Annotated in this window: 15 protein-coding genes; 11 read left to right on the top strand and 4 right to left on the bottom strand. The window is 61.4% G+C overall.

The features are described from left to right. Positions 1 to 51: 51 nt before the first annotated feature. Genes C7G61_RS10435 through C7G61_RS10425 form a run of 3 tightly spaced genes read left to right on the top strand, consistent with a single transcriptional unit; the run spans position 52 to position 3,505 of the window. Positions 52 to 1,875 (top strand): ABC transporter permease, encoded by a 1,824-nt coding sequence (locus tag C7G61_RS10435; protein ID WP_108513974.1) that lies wholly within the window; start codon positions 52 to 54, stop codon positions 1,873 to 1,875. Then, positions 1,875 to 2,762 (top strand): ABC transporter ATP-binding protein, encoded by an 888-nt coding sequence (locus C7G61_RS10430; RefSeq protein WP_108513973.1) that lies wholly within the window; start codon positions 1,875 to 1,877, stop codon positions 2,760 to 2,762. Before C7G61_RS10435 ends, C7G61_RS10430 begins: the two co-directional genes overlap by 1 nt. After that, entirely contained in the window at positions 2,759 to 3,505 is a 747-nt protein-coding gene (locus tag C7G61_RS10425) for an ABC transporter ATP-binding protein (protein WP_108513972.1), read from the top strand. The genes C7G61_RS10430 and C7G61_RS10425 overlap by 4 nt, the downstream gene beginning before the upstream one ends. A 24-nt stretch (positions 3,506 to 3,529) precedes the next feature. Here C7G61_RS10425 and C7G61_RS10420 read toward each other — a convergent pair whose 3' ends face one another. Continuing rightward, the gene (locus tag C7G61_RS10420; protein ID WP_108513971.1) at positions 3,530 to 4,993 is read right to left on the bottom strand and encodes an NAD(P)-binding domain-containing protein; all 1,464 of its coding nucleotides are present in this window, start codon (positions 4,991 to 4,993) and stop codon (positions 3,530 to 3,532) included. Between the two features lie 492 nt (positions 4,994 to 5,485). Here C7G61_RS10420 and C7G61_RS10415 point away from each other — a divergent pair, with 492 nt between their 5' ends. From C7G61_RS10415 to C7G61_RS10380, 8 genes are all read left to right on the top strand, one after another. Continuing rightward, positions 5,486 to 6,622: a branched-chain amino acid ABC transporter substrate-binding protein gene (locus C7G61_RS10415; RefSeq protein WP_244608233.1), complete on the top strand. Its 1,137-nt coding sequence runs from the start codon at positions 5,486 to 5,488 to the stop codon at positions 6,620 to 6,622. Positions 6,623 to 6,692: 70 nt separating this feature from the next. Then, the gene (locus C7G61_RS10410) at positions 6,693 to 7,613 is read left to right on the top strand and encodes a branched-chain amino acid ABC transporter permease (protein WP_108513969.1); all 921 of its coding nucleotides are present in this window, start codon (positions 6,693 to 6,695) and stop codon (positions 7,611 to 7,613) included. Continuing rightward, positions 7,613 to 8,818, top strand: coding sequence for a branched-chain amino acid ABC transporter permease (locus C7G61_RS10405; RefSeq protein ID WP_108513968.1), 1,206 nt, complete (start codon positions 7,613 to 7,615; stop codon positions 8,816 to 8,818). The genes C7G61_RS10410 and C7G61_RS10405 overlap by 1 nt, the downstream gene beginning before the upstream one ends. Continuing rightward, the gene (locus tag C7G61_RS10400; protein ID WP_108513967.1) at positions 8,815 to 9,594 is read left to right on the top strand and encodes an ABC transporter ATP-binding protein; all 780 of its coding nucleotides are present in this window, start codon (positions 8,815 to 8,817) and stop codon (positions 9,592 to 9,594) included. Before C7G61_RS10405 ends, C7G61_RS10400 begins: the two co-directional genes overlap by 4 nt. Next, entirely contained in the window at positions 9,591 to 10,325 is a 735-nt protein-coding gene (locus tag C7G61_RS10395; RefSeq protein WP_108513966.1) for an ABC transporter ATP-binding protein, read from the top strand. The genes C7G61_RS10400 and C7G61_RS10395 overlap by 4 nt, the downstream gene beginning before the upstream one ends. A gap of 22 nt (positions 10,326 to 10,347) precedes the next feature. Further along, a complete protein-coding gene (locus C7G61_RS10390) occupies positions 10,348 to 11,397 on the top strand; it encodes a phenylacetaldoxime dehydratase family protein (RefSeq protein ID WP_108513965.1) in 1,050 nt (349 codons plus the stop codon). 79 nt (positions 11,398 to 11,476) lie between these two features. Beyond that, positions 11,477 to 12,538 carry a carbon-nitrogen hydrolase family protein gene (locus C7G61_RS10385; protein WP_108513964.1) on the top strand — a complete coding sequence of 354 codons (1,062 nt, stop codon included), beginning with the start codon at positions 11,477 to 11,479 and terminating at the stop codon, positions 12,536 to 12,538. A gap of 245 nt (positions 12,539 to 12,783) precedes the next feature. Beyond that, the gene (locus tag C7G61_RS10380) at positions 12,784 to 13,677 is read left to right on the top strand and encodes a LysR family transcriptional regulator (RefSeq protein WP_108514101.1); all 894 of its coding nucleotides are present in this window, start codon (positions 12,784 to 12,786) and stop codon (positions 13,675 to 13,677) included. Positions 13,678 to 13,863: 186 nt separating this feature from the next. Here the strand turns inward: C7G61_RS10380 and C7G61_RS10375 are convergent, their stop codons facing one another. From C7G61_RS10375 to C7G61_RS10365, 3 genes are all read right to left on the bottom strand, one after another. Further along, positions 13,864 to 14,451 carry a LabA-like NYN domain-containing protein gene (locus C7G61_RS10375; protein ID WP_108513963.1) on the bottom strand — a complete coding sequence of 196 codons (588 nt, stop codon included), beginning with the start codon at positions 14,449 to 14,451 and terminating at the stop codon, positions 13,864 to 13,866. Positions 14,452 to 14,499: 48 nt separating this feature from the next. Continuing rightward, positions 14,500 to 15,015: a cupin domain-containing protein gene (locus C7G61_RS10370; protein ID WP_108513962.1), complete on the bottom strand. Its 516-nt coding sequence runs from the start codon at positions 15,013 to 15,015 to the stop codon at positions 14,500 to 14,502. A 244-nt stretch (positions 15,016 to 15,259) separates the two neighbouring features. Then, positions 15,260 to 16,906 carry a thiamine pyrophosphate-dependent enzyme gene (locus C7G61_RS10365; protein WP_108513961.1) on the bottom strand — a complete coding sequence of 549 codons (1,647 nt, stop codon included), beginning with the start codon at positions 16,904 to 16,906 and terminating at the stop codon, positions 15,260 to 15,262. Between the last annotated feature and the right edge of the window lie 33 nt (positions 16,907 to 16,939).

Raw genomic sequence — 16,939 nt, 5'->3', positions numbered from 1 at the left:
GTGTCGGCGGCGCGTCTCTCCAATCGCGGCTTCTCTCAATAGGAACTCAGTGTGTCTTCCTGGCTCGACTACACGATCAATGGACTGATCCTCGGTAACGTGTATGCGCTCGTGGCGGTCGGGCTCGCGCTGATCTTTGGCGTCAGCCGGCTGATCAATTTTGCGCAGGGCTCGATCTATCTTGTCGGCGCCTATGTCGGCTGGGTCGCGGTGGTGGCACTGCGGACACCGCTCTTCATCACCATTGTTCTGGTTGCAGCCATTGCGGCGCTGGTCGGGTTGATCATCGAGCGCTTTGGTTTGCGACCTTTGCAGAATTCGGTACGCATTGCGCCACTACTGGCGACGATCGGCATCAGCTTTGTGCTCGATCAGATCGTCATGCTCACTTTTTCGCCCAATCCGCGTGCTCTGCCGAGCCAGTTACCCGATATCCGTTTTCAGATCGGTACGGGAACGATTGGTCCACTCGACATCCTGATTGCCTGTATCGGCGCTACCAGTGCGCTGCTGCTGTTTGTCTTCCTGCGCTATACCAAGCTTGGCTGGGCCGTGCGGGCCACGGCACAGGACCGCGACGCCGCCATGCAGATGGGCGTCGACGTCAACCGCGTCAACCAGACGGTGTTCGGGATTGCCGCCGCGCTTGGCGGCCTTTCCGGCATGTTGGTTGGCATGTACTACAACCAGATCGATACTGCGATGAGCCTTCACGCAACGTTGAAGGGTGTTGTCGCGGAGGTGGTCGGCGGCGCGGGCAATGTGCCGGGTGCCGTGGTTGGCAGTCTCCTGCTGGGGTTGGTGGAAAGCTACGGCGTGGCGGTCTTCGGCACCAGCTACCGCAATCTGTTCGCATTCCTGTTGTTGATTGTGGTCCTTGTGTTCCGGCCGAACGGTTTGTTCGCCAGTGCCAAGCAGGCGCCGCCAGAGCCGCTCACCGGCACCTTCATCGCCCCCAGTCGCCCGGTGCGCATACCGCGTTGGGCATTGTTGGTCGCGTTCGCAGCCTTTGCGCTGTTACCGTTTCTTCCGGTTTCATCCTATGTGCTCCAGACCCTCATCAACGCCTGGCTCTTCGCCATGCTGGCGCTCAGCCTGACGCTTGTCGCCGGCACCATAGGGCAGGTCTCGCTGGGACACGCGGCGCTTCTTGCCATCGGCGCCTATACTTCCGCGCTGCTATCACTGGATTTGTCCGTGCCCGTCAGCATGTCGATCATCTGCGGGGGGCTGATGAGTGCAGCGCTCGGGACACTTCTGATCTCGCCGTCGTTCCGTCTGCGCGGGCATTATGTCTCGATCGCGACACTGGCCATCGGTGAGATCATTTCCCTGGTCATCCTGAACTGGGAAACCGTCACACACGGACCGATCGGGGTTTCGGGTATCCCGCCGCTGTCGCTATTTGGTTTTGAACTTGTCGGCGTGACATCGATCTACTGGTTCAGCTTCGCGGTCATGGTTCTGCTCGCGCTTCTGCAGGTGCGGTTGCTCGGTTCGCATATCGGCCGCAGTTTTCGCGCCATTCGCGATGACGACGTGGCGGCGCGCGCCTATGGTCTCAGCCTCAATCGCTATAAGGCATTGGCCTTCATTTTCGGTGGATTCGCTGCGGGCGTCAGCGGCGGCATCGCCGCCCATCTGTATTCCTACATCAATCACGAGACCTTCAACACGCAGCAGTCGATCCTGGCGCTGACCATCGTGATCCTGGGGGGATTGGGCAACGTCGCCGGCGCGATCGCAGGTTCGGTGGCGTTGGTTGGTCTGCCCGAGGTTTTCCGGATCGCGGCGGAGTACCGCATTCTGATCTATGGCATCGTCCTTTTGCTGCTGGTGCGGTTCCGGCCGCAAGGCCTGTTGGGAACCATCTGATGGGTGTTAAGATCGGTAACAGCACGAACGCGCCAGTCGCCAGCCACGCGTCCTTGCTTTCTCTGCGTGGACTGACACGGCGCTTCGGGGGGCTCACTGCGGTCGACGACATTGATCTTGACCTCGCCAAAGGCGAATTGGTCAGCATCATCGGCCCGAACGGTGCCGGCAAGACCACCTTGTTCAATCTCGTTACAGGGCTCGACAGGCCCGACGGTGGCGAGGTCCGTCTCGATGGCGAGCCCGTCACACACTTTTCGCCCGAGAAACTGGCGGGCCATGGTATCGCGCGCACGTTCCAGCTTGGTCGCGTGTTCGGCAACCTCAGCGTGATGGAGAACGTCTTGATCGGCGCGCACACGCGGCTGCGTGCCGTCAAGCCGGCCACACCGCTGATCGGGCCCTTGCTGGAGCTGGGACTGGCGCTGTTGCGACCCGCTGCGGTAAGGGCCGAGGAGGAGCGGTTGCGTGAAGAGGTGAGGGGGATCCTGGCGCGGTTTGGCGAGCGTCTCCTGCCACGCATCGATCAGCCGGCATATAGCCTGTCCTACGCCAATCGTCGCCGTGTCGAGATCGCGCGCGCGCTGGCGCTCAAGCCGCGTCTGTTGCTGCTCGACGAGCCCACGGCCGGCATGAACCCGACCGAGACCACCGAAATGCAAGGGCTGGTCGCCGAACTGAAAGCCGAGGGACTGACGATTCTGCTGATCGAACACAAGCTCGACATGGTCATGCGCCTCTCCGACCGCGTCGTCGTCATGGACGAAGGCAAAAAGATTGCCGAAGGCGCCGGCGAGGATGTACGGAACGACGCCAAGGTCATCGAGGCCTATCTCGGCCACGGATTGTCGCAACGGGCGGCCGATGCGCGGGAGACAGCGGCATGAATGGCACAGCACATTCCGCCGGCCCGCTCTTGCGGCTGTCCAACATCAATACTTTCTACGGTCAGGCACAGGTGCATTTCGACCTCTCGATCGATGTGCAGCGTGGTCATATCGTGTGTCTGTTGGGCGGCAATGCCAGCGGCAAATCGACGACGATGAAGATCATTCTCGGCCTGGTGAGACCGCGCTCGGGCGAACTGACTTTCGACGGTGCCTCGACGCTCGGTCTGACGACGCCGCAGATCGTTCGGCGCGGCATCGCGTCCGTGCCGGAGGCGCGCCGGCTGTTCGCGGACATGAGCGTGAGGGAAAATATCCTGATGGGCGCCTTCGTGCGCAACGACAGCGCCGAAGTCGCAAACGATCTCGAACGGATGCTGGCGCTATTTCCCAAACTCGGGCAACGGCTTTCACAACGCGCCGGCTCGCTCTCGGGCGGCGAGCAACAGATGGTCGCCATGGCCCGCGCCCTGATGAGCCGGCCGCGGATGATCGTGATGGACGAGCCGACCATGGGCCTTTCTCCGCTCTTCGTCGATCGCGTACTGGACTTGATCAGAACCATCAACAAAGAGGGCGTATCGATCTTCATGGTCGAACAGAATGCCAGCCTGGCATTGGAAATCGCCCATGAGGCCTACGTCCTGCAGACCGGCCGTATCGTGCTTTCCGGTTCGGCCCGCGCGCTAAAGGACGATCCTCGGGTGCGCGACGCCTATCTTGGCGGCGCGGAGGTCGCTTGAATATCTCCAGTTCTTGCGGGCTGTTCAGCTTCGTTCGGATTCAGGAACGAAGAAGGGTGTGCCGGCAAGTTCGGGCTCATTGTAAGCTTCGACCTTGCGGCGCATGTGATCGATATCTTCGCGGAAGAGCGAGGTCACGATAGCACCGGCGACCCGCTCGGCCGCGATATTGACGCCGGGGATATCGCTGGCGATGCCGGCATGGCTTGCATGGGCGCCGAAATTGACCAGATGGATCTGGCCGAGGGTTGGCTCGCTGCCCGGTGCCTTCTCGGTCAACTCGAAACCGGGACCCAGATAGGGAAACTGCTCCAGATCGCGGCGGCGGAGATCAGGAGCGGGCTGATAGCGATCGTACCAGGTGGCGATGTTGGAGGCGTAGCTGGCGAGCTCCGGGATCAGCGCCGGGTCGACATTGAAGCCAGTGCCCACGATCAGAAAATCATGCGTCCTGGTTTCATCCCGGTCCGCGATCTTCATCGCAACTTTCCCATCCGCACGGGAGGCCGTTTCGATGCCTGTGCGAAAATGGATATGGAAGTTGCTCAGGCTGGTGGTGCGGTTGACGGTCTCGTGCGGCACCGGTGCCTGAAGATCGTTCAGATAGACCATCGTCGCCCAGCGTTCGGCATCGGGCAGGGACGACCAGCCGTGCAGAAAGCCGGGAAAAGCCGAGCCACGCCCCTTGTTGACCTGCGGCAAGTAAGGGCGGCGCACATACATGTCGACGCGCGCAGCACCCCGTTCAAGTGCGGTTGCTGCATTGTCCCAGGCGGAGGCGCCGCCGCCGAGGATGGCGATGGATTTGCCGCGAAGCGCTGCGAAATCGATGTCATCATTGGTATGGGCGGCAAGATCGGGCACCAGTCCCCGATCGATGAAATCCGGCCAGAAAACGCCACCGGCTCCGGCACGGCCGGTCGCCAGAACGACCCGTCGCGCCAATAAATTTCGACGTACCCCGCCTTCATTCAGCATGGCCCGCACGAAGGGCCCGGCAGGTTCGAGGGCTTCCAGCGCAGCCCCATGCCTGACCGGCAAAGCCAGCACTTTCTGCAACCAGGACAGATACTCTACCCAGGTCCGATTATGAATCTTGTAAAGGGTTTCCCAGGCATTGAGGCCGTATTTCGCCTCATACCAGGCACGAAACGTGAGAGAGGGAACGCCGAGGGCGGGGCCCGTCAACGTTTTGGGCGAGCGCAGCGTGTCCATCCGCGCGAAGGTCAGCCAAGGCCCTTCCCGACCCGGCCTTGAGCGCTCGACCACAGCGATATTGCATATTCCTTTGAACATCAGGCTGCCGGCGGCGGCGATGCCGTTCATGCCGGCGCCGACAACCAGGACATCCAGGACCGGTTGGCCGGTGGCATCCTCGATTTTGGCCGGCCAATTCGCCGCCGGTACACCCAGAATTTCCAGGTCTCGCGCGACGGCACGCTCGTGCAGTGCGATCCCCGCCAAATCGATGCGATCAACCTTACCCAAATGTCTGGCCCCATAGTCCACGGTTCGAACGAAGTTCAGAACGCAAGAAGCGGATTTTTTCGTTCGGCTGCCTTCAGAAACAGGCCGGAAATGTACCCGATGATTCCGGAAGGTGTCTGGCTAAATTCGCGGTGGGATCGCAGTTTCATCGCATAAATTTGCTCATTTGCACACCGATCTTGGAATGGCCGTGGCGGACTTGCTGAGCTCTTCAAGTGGGGTAAATGGAGGCATGCGCGCGGAGGAGTTCGATGTGGCTTGCCAGCGGTGTCAGGCATCAACCGCAACCACGGCTTTGCCGACGATACAATGCTTTAGCCCAAAGCGAAGGCAGACTGCGGCAGGAAGTGGCAATGCAGGGCGCAAATTTCACCGGCGCTTGCGGCTCAGCGCACGTCGTTCTGCAAAAATATGCACTGCCCACGCCCGAGGGGTCCACCTTACACTTCTCCCGACACAGAGGAGTGGAGTGGTCATGAAATTTAAATCCGGTTGTTGCTGTTGTTGGCTCTCGCCGCGCCGTTCCCTTCCGCGGTGCTTGCCAAGGATACCGTGAAGCTCGCGTTCATCGGCCCGTTGTCGGGCGGCAATTCCGCACCGGGCCTCGGCGGCCGTAATTCCGCGCAGCTTGCGGTTCAGCTGCGCAATGCCGATCCGGCGGCGAAATACACCTATGAACTCATTACGTTTGACGATGAGTGCAAGCCCAATGTCGGCATTCAGGTCGCAACCAAGGCGGCTTCCGACAACTCCATCATCGCCGGCATCACGCATTACTGTTCCGCCGTCGGCATTGCCACCGTCGATACTTATTCGCGTTTCGGTCTTCCTGTCGTGGTATGGGGTGCGATCCTGCCCGAAATCACCTACGGCAACGATTACCGCGAAATCCATCGCGTCAACGGCACAATGATCAACGAGGGAAGGCTGGCCGCGGATTTCCTCACCAAGCAGGGCTACAAGAAATTTGTCGTCGTCCATGACACCACGGACTACGGCAAGGGCCAGAACAAGTATTTCACTGAATATCTCAAGCCGACCGGCGGCGAAATCGTTGCTACATTTCCGGTCAGTCCTGACCAGCAGGACTTTACGGCGGAGCTTACCAGGATCAAGGAGCTCAAACCCGACCTCATTCTGATCGGCGGATTGACGCCGCTCGGCGTTCGCCTGCGCGCGCAGATGGATCGCGTCGGCGTCACGGCCCAGCTTGCCGGTGTGTCCGGCATCATGACGGCCGGTTTCCTCGAGGGCGCAGGCGCGGCCGGCGAGGGCACGATCTCGTTCCACAACGGCGCACCGATCAGCAAATATCCGCAAGGCCAGGCCTTTCTCGACGCCTACGCCAAGGCCGGTTTCCGCGAGGACCCCGACGCCTACGGCCCGTTCGCCTATTCCGCCACCAATCTGGTGATGGACGCGATCGAAAAGACCGGCCCCGATCGCAAGAAGATGAAGGAGGTGCTCAACGGCACCAAGGGCTACAAGGCGCTGGTCGGCGAGATCAACTTCGATGATCACCGCCAGAACATCGTCAACGCCAATGTCTACGTGGCCCAGGACGGAAAGTGGGTCTATTGGCCGGATAGCGACTATGCCGCCGGCAAGAAGAGGCTGGCCAGGAACTAGCTCCATCGCGGCGAGCTTCGGCTCGCCGCTCCCTTCGCTCTTCGAATTTCTTTGCCACCAGGACTCCGCGATGGATATCGGCATTCTTGCCCAGCAGCTTTTCAACGGCCTGATGCTGGGCGTGATCTATGCGATGATCGCGGTCGGCTTCTCGCTGTTCTTCGGCGTGCTCGACGTCATCAAGTTCTCGCACGGCGATGTCGTGACTGTCGGCGCATTCTCCAGCCTCGGCGCGGCCGGGATTGCGGGAGGTCTGGTTGCGCTGCCGCCCGTGCTGGCGCTGGCCTCGGGAATAGCTGCGGCGGTGGTGATAGGCGCGCTGGCCGGCGTCATCATCGGGCGCGTTCTTGTGCTGCCGCTGCGCCATGCACCCGGCGTCAACGTGCTGCTGGCCACCTTGATGGCGGGCACCGTGCTACGCGAAGCCATCAGGCTCGGCGTGCCCAACGGCGGCAATCCAAAGCCGTTTCCGGCGCTGCTGCCGGGCGGCGCCATCAAAGCCGGTTCGTTCAGTGTCGGCATCGACAGCGTGATGATCCTCGCCGCCGGCCTGCTGCTGGTGCTGGGGACGCACCTTCTGATCACCCGCACGCGATTCGGTCTCGCCATTCGCGCGGTGGCCCAGGATGGCGAGGTGGCAAGGCTTTCGGGGATCGATTTCCACGCGGTGGTTCTGGGGACGTTTGCGCTGGGCTCCGCGCTCGCGGCGTTCGCGGGCTGCATGCTCGGGCTGTACTACCGCGAGATCAATTTCAACATGGGCGTCCTTCTCGGCATTATCGGCTTCGCTTCGGCTGTCGTCGGCGGGCTCGGCAGCATGCTCGGTCCGATCATTGGTGGTTTCCTGTTTGCCGGAGTACAGACCCTGGTCGTAGTCGCTCTGCCGATTTCGAGCGCGTACAAGGACGTGATCGCTTTCGCGGTGATCATCATCCTGATCGCGATCTTCCCGACCGGTCTGATCGCCGAGCGCCGAAGCGAGCGGGTATGATGAGCAGCATTCCTTCGCCGATCCCCGTCTTGTCGCCGCTTCGGATACAGCGTCATCCGCGCGCCGTGGTCGTGCTTACGGTGGCTTTGCTGTTTGCAGGCGGTGGCCTGATGATGCATGCGGAGTCGCAGATTCAGGTGCTCGGCCTGCTCGCGGCCTTCCTGGTGGTGTTTGCGATCGCCGATCGCACGCCGCTCGGTCAGGACGTCTCTGCCATCTGCAGCGACTACAGCGGATTCGCCAACGCCGTCGCTTTCGTCTGCGCACTGGGCCTGATCGTCGTCTTTCACGGCGAGCACTACACGCTCCTGATGCTGGCGACCGTGGCGCTGTTTGCCACGGCCTGCATCGCGCTAAACCTTCAACTGGCGTTCGCAGGAATTGCCAATTTCGCCGGCGCGGCGTTCTTTGTACTCGGTTCGTATACGGCTGCCGTAATGACGGCGTATGCCGGGATTCCGCATCTGATGATCCTCGTTGTCAGCGGCATCGTGACCGGCGCGATCGGAGTTATTCTGTTGCTGCCGGTGCTGAGGACCCGCGGGCACTATGCAGCACTTGTGACCATCGCATTCGGCCTGCTGCTGCGCAGCCTGCTGGAGGTGAACGACACACTGGGCGGCCCGCAGGGTATGAAGATCAAGGGTCTTTCGATCTTCGGCCTCGACTTCAACCGGATATCGTCGATCGGTCCGTGGGACGTGTCATTCTATCTGCCCTATGCAGTGCTTTCGATCTGCATTTTCGCGATGGCCTTCACGCTGATCCGCCGCATCGAGCGGTCCTGGATCGGGATCGCGCTGGACTCCGTGCGCAGCGATGAGACCGCGGCCTCGGTGTTCGGCCTGTCGATTGCCCGCTGGAAGGTCGTAGCCTTCCTGATCGGCAACGCAGTGATCGGTGTTGCCGGGGCGGTCTACGGCATGATGAACGGGTTCGTGACGCCGAACGGGTCCGGGCTCGGCGACTCTCTGTTGATGTTGTCGATCATCGTGCTCGGCGGGCTCGGCAATTTCTGGGGTGCCGTGGTCGCCGCCATGGTGATCCTCGTCATCCCCGAAAAACTGCAGGCTATTCAGGAATTCCGGCTGCTGATCTTTGCGTTGCTGGTGCTGGGTATCCTGCTGTTCCGCCCGTCGGGCATTTTGCCGCGTCCGATCCGCGATCTGTCACGCTTCATCGGGCGGCCGGGAGCGGACGCATGAGCGCTCCCTTGCTGGCCTGCGGCGGCCTCACGATGCGCTTCGACGGTCTGGTCACGCTTGACGGTCTCGATATCGAGGTCGACAAGGGCGAAACTGTCGGGCTGGTCGGTCCAAACGGATCAGGCAAGACCACGTTCTTCAATGTGGTGACCGGGCTTTACAAGCCATCGGCCGGATCGGTGCGCCTGGATGCGCGCGATCTGTTCGCCAAGCCGCCGCAAATGATCGGCAGGGCAGGCGTCGCGCGAACCTTCCAGCGTTCGCGGCTGATGTTGGACCAAAGCGTCTTTGACAATATCGCGGTCGGCGCCTTGTGCCGGCTCGATCTGGGGCTGTTTACCAACCTGTTTCGCCGCCGCCGCTGGCGCGGCGAGCTGAGCGGGATGGTCGATCGCGCCCGCGCGCTGGCGCATCGCTTCAATCCCGTCATTGCTGACCGGCTGTTTCAACCTGCCGGCTCGTTCACGATGATCGACCGCCGGCGGATTGAAATCTGCCGCGCACTGATCGGTGCACCACGGCTTCTGTTGCTGGATGAACCGTCGGCGGGCATGACGCATGAAGAGACGCGCCAGTTGATGGACGATCTGCTGGCGTTTCGCCAGGAGATGCCGGATCTGGCAGTGATCCTGGTTGAGCACGAAATGGATGTGATCCGCCGCGTCTCGGACCGCTGTGTTGTGCTGAATTTCGGCCGCAAGATTTTCGAGGGCACGTTCGATGCGCTGATCGCCAATCCCGATGTCCAAACTGCCTATTTGGGGGTGAGCCAATGATCGCCGGCGGCACTGCAACGCGCAAACTCTCGGCAATCGGCATCACAGCCGGGTATGATCGCGCCGATGTGCTGAAAGGTGTCACGGTCGAGGTAAGGCCGGGCACGGTGACCTGCATTCTCGGTGCCAACGGTGCCGGGAAGAGCACGCTGATCCGCACCATTCTCGGCCTCAACCGCGTCCGCAAGGGCGAGGTGTATTTCGGCGGCGCTGCGATAGCGAATATGCCGACCCACAAAATCGCAGCGCTCGGTATCGCTACGGTGCCCGAGGGCAACCGTGTACTGCCGCGCATGACCGTGCTCGACAATCTGAAAGTCGGCGGTCTCCTGATGCGGGACTCCCGGCGTGTGGCCGCGCGCATGGAAGAACTGTTCGAGACATTTCCGCGGCTGAGGGAGCGGCGAGGTCAGTTGGCCGGCACGCTCTCTGGCGGCGAGCGGTCAATGCTGTCGATTGCACGCGGGCTGATGACCGATCCCGAGCTGGTGGTATTCGACGAGCCGTCGCTTGGCCTGTCGCCGCTGTTCGTCTCCGAGGTATTCGGAATTGTGCGGCGCCTGAAGGCGGCCGGGCTGTCGATCCTGCTGGTCGAACAGAATGTGCGGCAGACGCTCGACGTCGCCGACTACGGCTATGTGCTGGTGCAGGGCCAGGTCGTGGCAGAGGGCGATGCGGATTCGCTGAAGCAGAATGCCGAGCTCCACAAGGCATACTTCGGCGTTCACTAACAAAGAAAGTAAGGGGAGCGAAATGGGACTTCAGGTTTTCGATCGCGTCAATCCGCTGCGCAAGCCAAAGGGCTTTGAGCCCGTGGTGCAACGATGGTCCGCCGGCTTTGCCAACAAGTGCGAGACGCTGTGCGTGGCGTTTCATGGCATTCAGGGGCGTGACGCCGAGAGCGTCTACGCGTCGCCGTTCTTTCCCTGGATCGAAAAAGCGATCAGTCTGCCGAGCGGGCCGACGGTGCACGACCATGCCTGGTTCATCGACCAGAACGGCCTCTATACCCACATCGTCGCGGCCTACTGGGTAGATCGAGAGCGCCGCGATGACTGGCTGGCCGATCCGCACCTGACGGCCTGGTGGACCGACGCGGCACGTCTTGCCGAGCCGAACGGCTATTTCCGTGAAAGCGTCACCGTGCCGGTGGAGCGGCAGGAAACGCTGTACTGGAAGGATTATCCGGCCGCGCTGAGCCGATCGCCTGAAGTAGCGGTCTATCCGACGCCCTATTGCGGCTATTACGGCGCCATGCGAGATCGGATTCCGCTGGCTGCTGTGGATGCGCTGGCGCCTGCCATGAATGAGTTGCCGACGCCGATTGCCCGCGACACCCGGTCGGCGCGTTGGCGCATCGTCACGCCGCAAAACTTCACCGTTATTCGCTCTGCCGCGTATTGGGGCCGTTGCGATCCGGCGCAGACCGAAGATTATATGCGCGATCTGCGCGCGCCGCTGGAGCGCGGCATGGCCTATTTGCGGGAGAGTCCCCAGGCGACCGGCTGCTGCTCGCTGCGCTTTCAGCAGACCTGCGATGCCGAAGGCAGGCCGGAACTCGAAACCCACGCGCTCGGCTATTTCCTGTCCCTGGAGCACATGGAGAACTGGGCCGAGCGCCATGCGTCGCACGAGGCGATTTTCACCGCCGCGATCGCGCGTTATCGCAAGTTCGGCAAGGCCAATCAGCTCCGCACCTGGCACGAGGTGTTCGTGCTGCCGGAGCAAGGCCAGATCTTCGAATACGTCAACTGTGCGCCCGGCACCGGGTTGTCGGGCTATTTCGTGGGCGAACGCCTGTGATCGCGCAGTGGATATGCCTGCAGGGCACCGAAGCCGGCATGGCAGCGAGCGGCTGCAATCATAAGAAGGGTTCGCGATAATGACGTCATCCGTGAAAGTTGCTGCCGTCCATGCAGCGCCGGTGTTTCTCGATCGCGCGGCGACGGCGGCGAAGGCGATTTCGATCATCCGTGAGGCGGCCCGCGGCGGCGCGCAGCTGATCGCGTTTCCGGAGACCTATATTCCGGCATTTCCGGTCTGGGCGGCGCTGTGGGCGCCGATCGAGAACCACGACCTGTTCGTGCTGATGGCCGAGCAGTCCGTCGCCATCGCGGGACCGGAAATCGCGGCGTTGCGGCGTGAAGCCAGGTCCCTCGGCGTCACGATCTCGATGGGCATCAGCGAGAGCTCGCCGACCAGTGTCGGGCTGATCTGGAACAGCAATGTCCTGATCGGCCCTGATGGCGCCATTCTCAACCATCACCGCAAGCTGGTGCCTACTTTCTACGAGAAGCTGATCTGGGCCGCGGGCGATGGCGCCGGGCTCCGCGTCGTCGACACGCCGGCCGGCCGCGTCGGAAACCTGATCTGCGGCGAGAACACCAATCCGCTGGCGCGCTATGCGCTGATGGCGCAGGCCGAGCAGATCCACATCTCGAGCTGGCCGCCAATGTGGCCGACGCGGCGGCCGAGCGCAGGCGGCAATTTCAACAATGTCGCCGCCAACCGCATCCGCGCCAGCGCGCATTCGTTCGAAGCCAAGGCGTTTGGCATCATCACCGCCGGTTTCATGGATGCGGCGATGCGCGAATTCCTGATCGCGCGCGAACCATCGGTCATCGACGTGATCGACCGCACGCAGCGGGCGGCGAGCTTCTTTGTCGATCCCACGGGAGAAGCGTTCGGAGACGTCCTGCAGGATCAGGAAGGCATCGCCTACGCGGAATGCGACCTGCAGCGCTGCGTCGAACCAAAACAGTTCCATGACGTGGTCGGCTATTACAACCGCTTCGATGTGTTCGATCTCAAGGTCAATCGCAAGCGGCTGGTTCCCGCGACGTTCATCGACGCTGTTTCGACCGATATCGCACCCGTGCTGGCCGAGCAGGGCGCGACGGCTGAGGCCATCTCATTCCACAGCGGCGTCAATCCGGATTCTTGACCCGATCCGAAGACAATTCAAACCGAGAGAAGGCGCGCCAGCAGGTCCTCACCGGCCGTTACGCGAGACTGCCACAACCGCGCAAACGGGCGACGAGTGCCGGATGGTGCCGGTCTCCGTCGTGCCCATGGCGCGATGCACAACTGCGTCATCGTCGGACTGGCGTTCGGAGCGCCGATCTCGCAAGATGGGCCACGCAAGTCCATTGGTTGCCAAGTTGGTTGCTCAATCTGTTAGGACTACTCGTGTTCGATTGGAACGATCTGGTTTATTTTCTTGAACTGGCACGCCAAAGCCGCCTCATGCCAGCCGCACGGCGGCTGAAGGTAGACCATACTACCGTCAGCCGGCGTATTGCCGAGCTGGAGAAGAGTCTCTCGGTCAAGCTGTTTGATCGCAAGCCGGACGGCTTTGTCCTGACCGAACACGGCCATCGCCTGTTCGCGATCGCCGAACGTATAGAACAGGAAGCGTCTTCCGTTCAACAGGCGTTGGGCTCGGACGCGAGCACCGCCACGGGGCGGGTGCGCGTCGCGACCATGGAGGGGATCGCCGCCTTTTTTCTCGCGGAACGCTTCACGGAGCTGGCGGTGGGGAGCCCGGGAATAACGGTCGAGCTTGTGACCGAGCGGCATCTGATCAGCCTGACCAAGCGCGAGGCGGACATCTTTATCAGTTTCGTGCATCCCGACGGGCAGCGGCTCGTTGTCAAGAAGGTCGGATCGTTTCGTCTCGCTCTGTATGCGAGCCGCGCCTATCTCGCCCTTCGCGGGATGCCGGCCAATCGGGCCGAACTCGCGTCTCATACCTTCGTCGACTATGTCGAGGACCTCATCGCTATCCAGCCGGTGCATTGGCTGCTGGATGTGCTTGAGCCGACTAACGTCGCCTTCCGCTCGTCGAGCATGCATGCGCAGCAGAACGCCGTAGCTGCGGGTGCAGGCATCGCGCTGCTGCCGCTGTTCTCTGCCAAGGCGAATCCGACGCTCGTTCCCGTGCTCCCCGATGAGGTCAAGGTCTATCGCGACGTCTTCCTGTCGGTACACCAAGACATCGAATTCATGGCTCGGGTCCGTTCAGTGAACCGGCATATCGCCCACGTCTTCGACCGCGATACGGCTTACCTGAACGAATTCTGAGAGGCAGCCGCATCGCCGGATCATTCACTGATTCGACAAGGAAATGATGCAACAGGCTTGTTCGCACCAAGGTGGGCCGGCCCCGGCGCCAACGGGGCGTTCGGGCAGGATGTCGGATCCGGCTCGCGGGAAGCCTGGGACCGTGTGTACACCCAGAAGTCAAAATGGGATCATTGAAGGTCGTTGTCAGCTTTCGTGGTCGCGTTGCAACGCGTGATGGCGCGGGTCGCGCGAGGCCGGCCGCTCGGACGGGTCGCGGCCAAGCTTGGGCTTCAAATCCAAGAGGTCGATGAAAGCGTCGGCCTGACGCCGAAGTTCATCGGCGATCATCGGAGGATGGCTGGCAATGGTTGAGACGACGGTGACGTGAACCCCTCGACGTTGCATCGCCTCCACCAGCCGGCGGAAGTCGCCGTCGCCCGAGAAAAGAATCATCTGATCGATATGTTGGGCAAGCTCCATGGCATCAACAGCGAGTTCGATGTCCATGCTGCCCTTCAGCTTGCGATGGCCGCTGGCGTCGGTGAATTCCTTGGCCGCCTTGGTGACCACGGTATAGCCGTTGTAGTCGAGCCAATCAATCAAGGGCCGGATCGACGAATATTCCTGATCCTCGATGATCGCGGTGTAGTAGAACGCGCGAAGTATTGTGCCGCGACTTTGGAATTCCTTGAGCAGTCGCTTGTAATCCACATCGAAACCAAGCGCCTTGCTGGTTGCATGAAGGTTGGCGCCGTCGATAAGGAGTGCGATTCTGCTACAGCTCGATGACATTCAGTCAATGGCTCCCAAATCGGATAGCAAGGAATTAGAGGCATCAGTTCACGTCGTGCGTTTGCGCCGCCACGAAAAGCGGGCCGGAGCGGCATCGCGAACATAGAGTGGAGCAGGGACTTGTTGCGGCGTGGAGCGACGCCCGCCGGGGACGAAGAACATCCGCTTGAGCTTGTTGAGGGCGCGGACGGCCAAACCGAGACCGAACGGGTTGGTCTGGCGGAAGAAGGCGACCTTCTTCACATGTCCCTCGACATGCCATTTGGCGTGCGCCCCGTTGCGGAAAAAGATCACGTCACCGATGCCATAGCGCTTCGGCGGCATGCCCTCGCTCTCGAGCACGATCGATCCTTCGAGGATCACGATAGTCTCATCGACATCGTAGTACCAGTTGAACTTGCCTTCGGTGCAGGACCAGATCAGCGTCCTGGCAGCGCTGTCCGCGCTGATCGACAGCGAGCACGAGCGGGCTTCCGGATTGCCTTCAAGAATCCAGGATGGCTCGATCGGCGACGGCTTGAGATCCACGTTGCAATGGCTGGTTTCAATAAGCGCAAGCGGCATCGAGGACCTCACGGGTTGAGTAATTATGCACGGCTTTAAAAAGTATCCCGGTGGCGCTAGCAGCGGCGGTTATTCTTCCGGGTCCCACACAACCAGTCTATCGCAAAAAAATGAAGAAGCCACTCAGCCTCAAGGGCAACGTACCTAACGAGTCGCTCAACGTGGGGTACCTCCAAAGAGGCACCTCAGCCCGTGTCCAAACTTGAGATGAAGCCGCAATGCGAGCTACCGTGACGCTGAGGCATCAGCCAGACGCCGCAACGAGGGATCGATCGATTGTTTGGCGTACATCAGATCGAACTTCGATCACAACGGGGCCGTTGGCCGACATTGCTGCCGCGACGACTTCGGCCACCTGGGCTGCGGTCGTGATCGTATAGCCCTGCGCGCCGAAGGCGCGGGCAAGAGCCGCAAAATCGGGATTGGATAGATCCGTACCCCAAGGGCGGTTCGGAAATGCTCTTTCCTGATGTGAACGGATGGTGCCGTACGATTGGTTATTGGAGATCACGATCGTTATATTAAGCCCGCGGGCAACGGCGGTTGCCAACTCGTTCCCGGTCATCAGGAAGCCGCCGTCGCCGCAAAACGCGATCACCTGACGATCCGGATAGCGAAGGCTCGCGCTCAATGCAGAAGGAACACCACTGCCCATCGCGCCGCAGGCGGAGCCGAGCAGTCGAGCTGACGGCTTGAAGCGGAATATCCGGTGTACCCAGGCGGCGAAGTCGCCGGAGTCGGTCGTCACGATACCATCTGCTTTGAAATGTTTGGCGAAGGCCGCAACCGCATGGCCAAGGACATCAGCGCTGGGGATACGCTGCTCGGGCCATGCGTGCACCGCTTCCCGAGCTTTCGCCGCGGCTTCGATCCACCCACCGCGCTCGCGTACGGCGACCGGCAGGTCGAGCCAGGATCTCAAGAAGGGGTGCGCCGACGAGACGATCGCAACATTCGTATGGAAATGAGCCCCGATGGTATTCGGATCGGGGTAGACGTGAACCAGAGGCTGAGACGTCGGCGATTGTCGCGGAAATCGAAATCCGAGAGAAGACAAGTCGCCGAGCCGGGTTCCGATCGCAACGATCAGATCCGCTTGCTCAAAGAGTCGAACATGAGCTGGCGAGGTGAAGAAGCCAAGGTGCCCAATCCAGAGCCGGTGATCGTTCGGGAATTGATCTTGCATCTTGGTGGTGACTGCCACCGGAACATTCCAGCGCTCGCTCAGTGCGACCAGATCCTTGCGAAATTCCGCCGTCCGACACTCTCCTCCGACCAGCAGAATCGGCCTCTCCGCCTTTCCAAGCAAGGCGGCCGCCTGCTCGACGGCGGCTTGACTGGGCTCGGCTCGCGCGACGCCGTGAACCCTGGCGGTGAGCAGGCCGGCCTCTATCTCGAGAACATCTTGAGGGAGCTCGATCACAACCGGCCCTGGCGTGCCGCTAAGTGCCACGGAAAATGCGCGCGCCACCATCTCGGGTGCCTGGGCCGCTGAATCGATTCTGGTGGACCATTTAATAAGGCCACTGAAGGCCCGCCCGGTGTCGATCTCCTGCACTGCGTCGCGTTTCAGATTCGGCGTGTCGACCTGACCAACCAGCAGTATGAGGGGTATGGCCTCCTGCGAAGCTACATGGAGACCAAGCGCCGCGTTGGATGCGCCCGGTCCGCGGCTTGCCATCACCACACCCGGGCGGCCGGTGAGCTTGGCGTCGGCGACTGCGGCAAGACTGGCGCTTCCCTCGTGGCGGCAAGTCACGAGATCGATCTCGTTGCGTTCGTACAAAGCGTCAAGGAGCGCAAGAAAGCTTTCGCCGGGTACGCCAAATGCCCGGTCGACGCCGTGCGCGATCAGAGAATCAACGATTAGATCGGCAACCCGAGAAGCCATGCCACACCATCTCAATTTGCGTACCGCTCCATC

It is taken from the genome of Bradyrhizobium algeriense (genome assembly GCF_003062295.1).
GTDB lineage: Bacteria > Pseudomonadota > Alphaproteobacteria > Rhizobiales > Xanthobacteraceae > Bradyrhizobium > Bradyrhizobium algeriense.
This window is presented reverse-complemented; position numbering and strand designations above follow the sequence as displayed.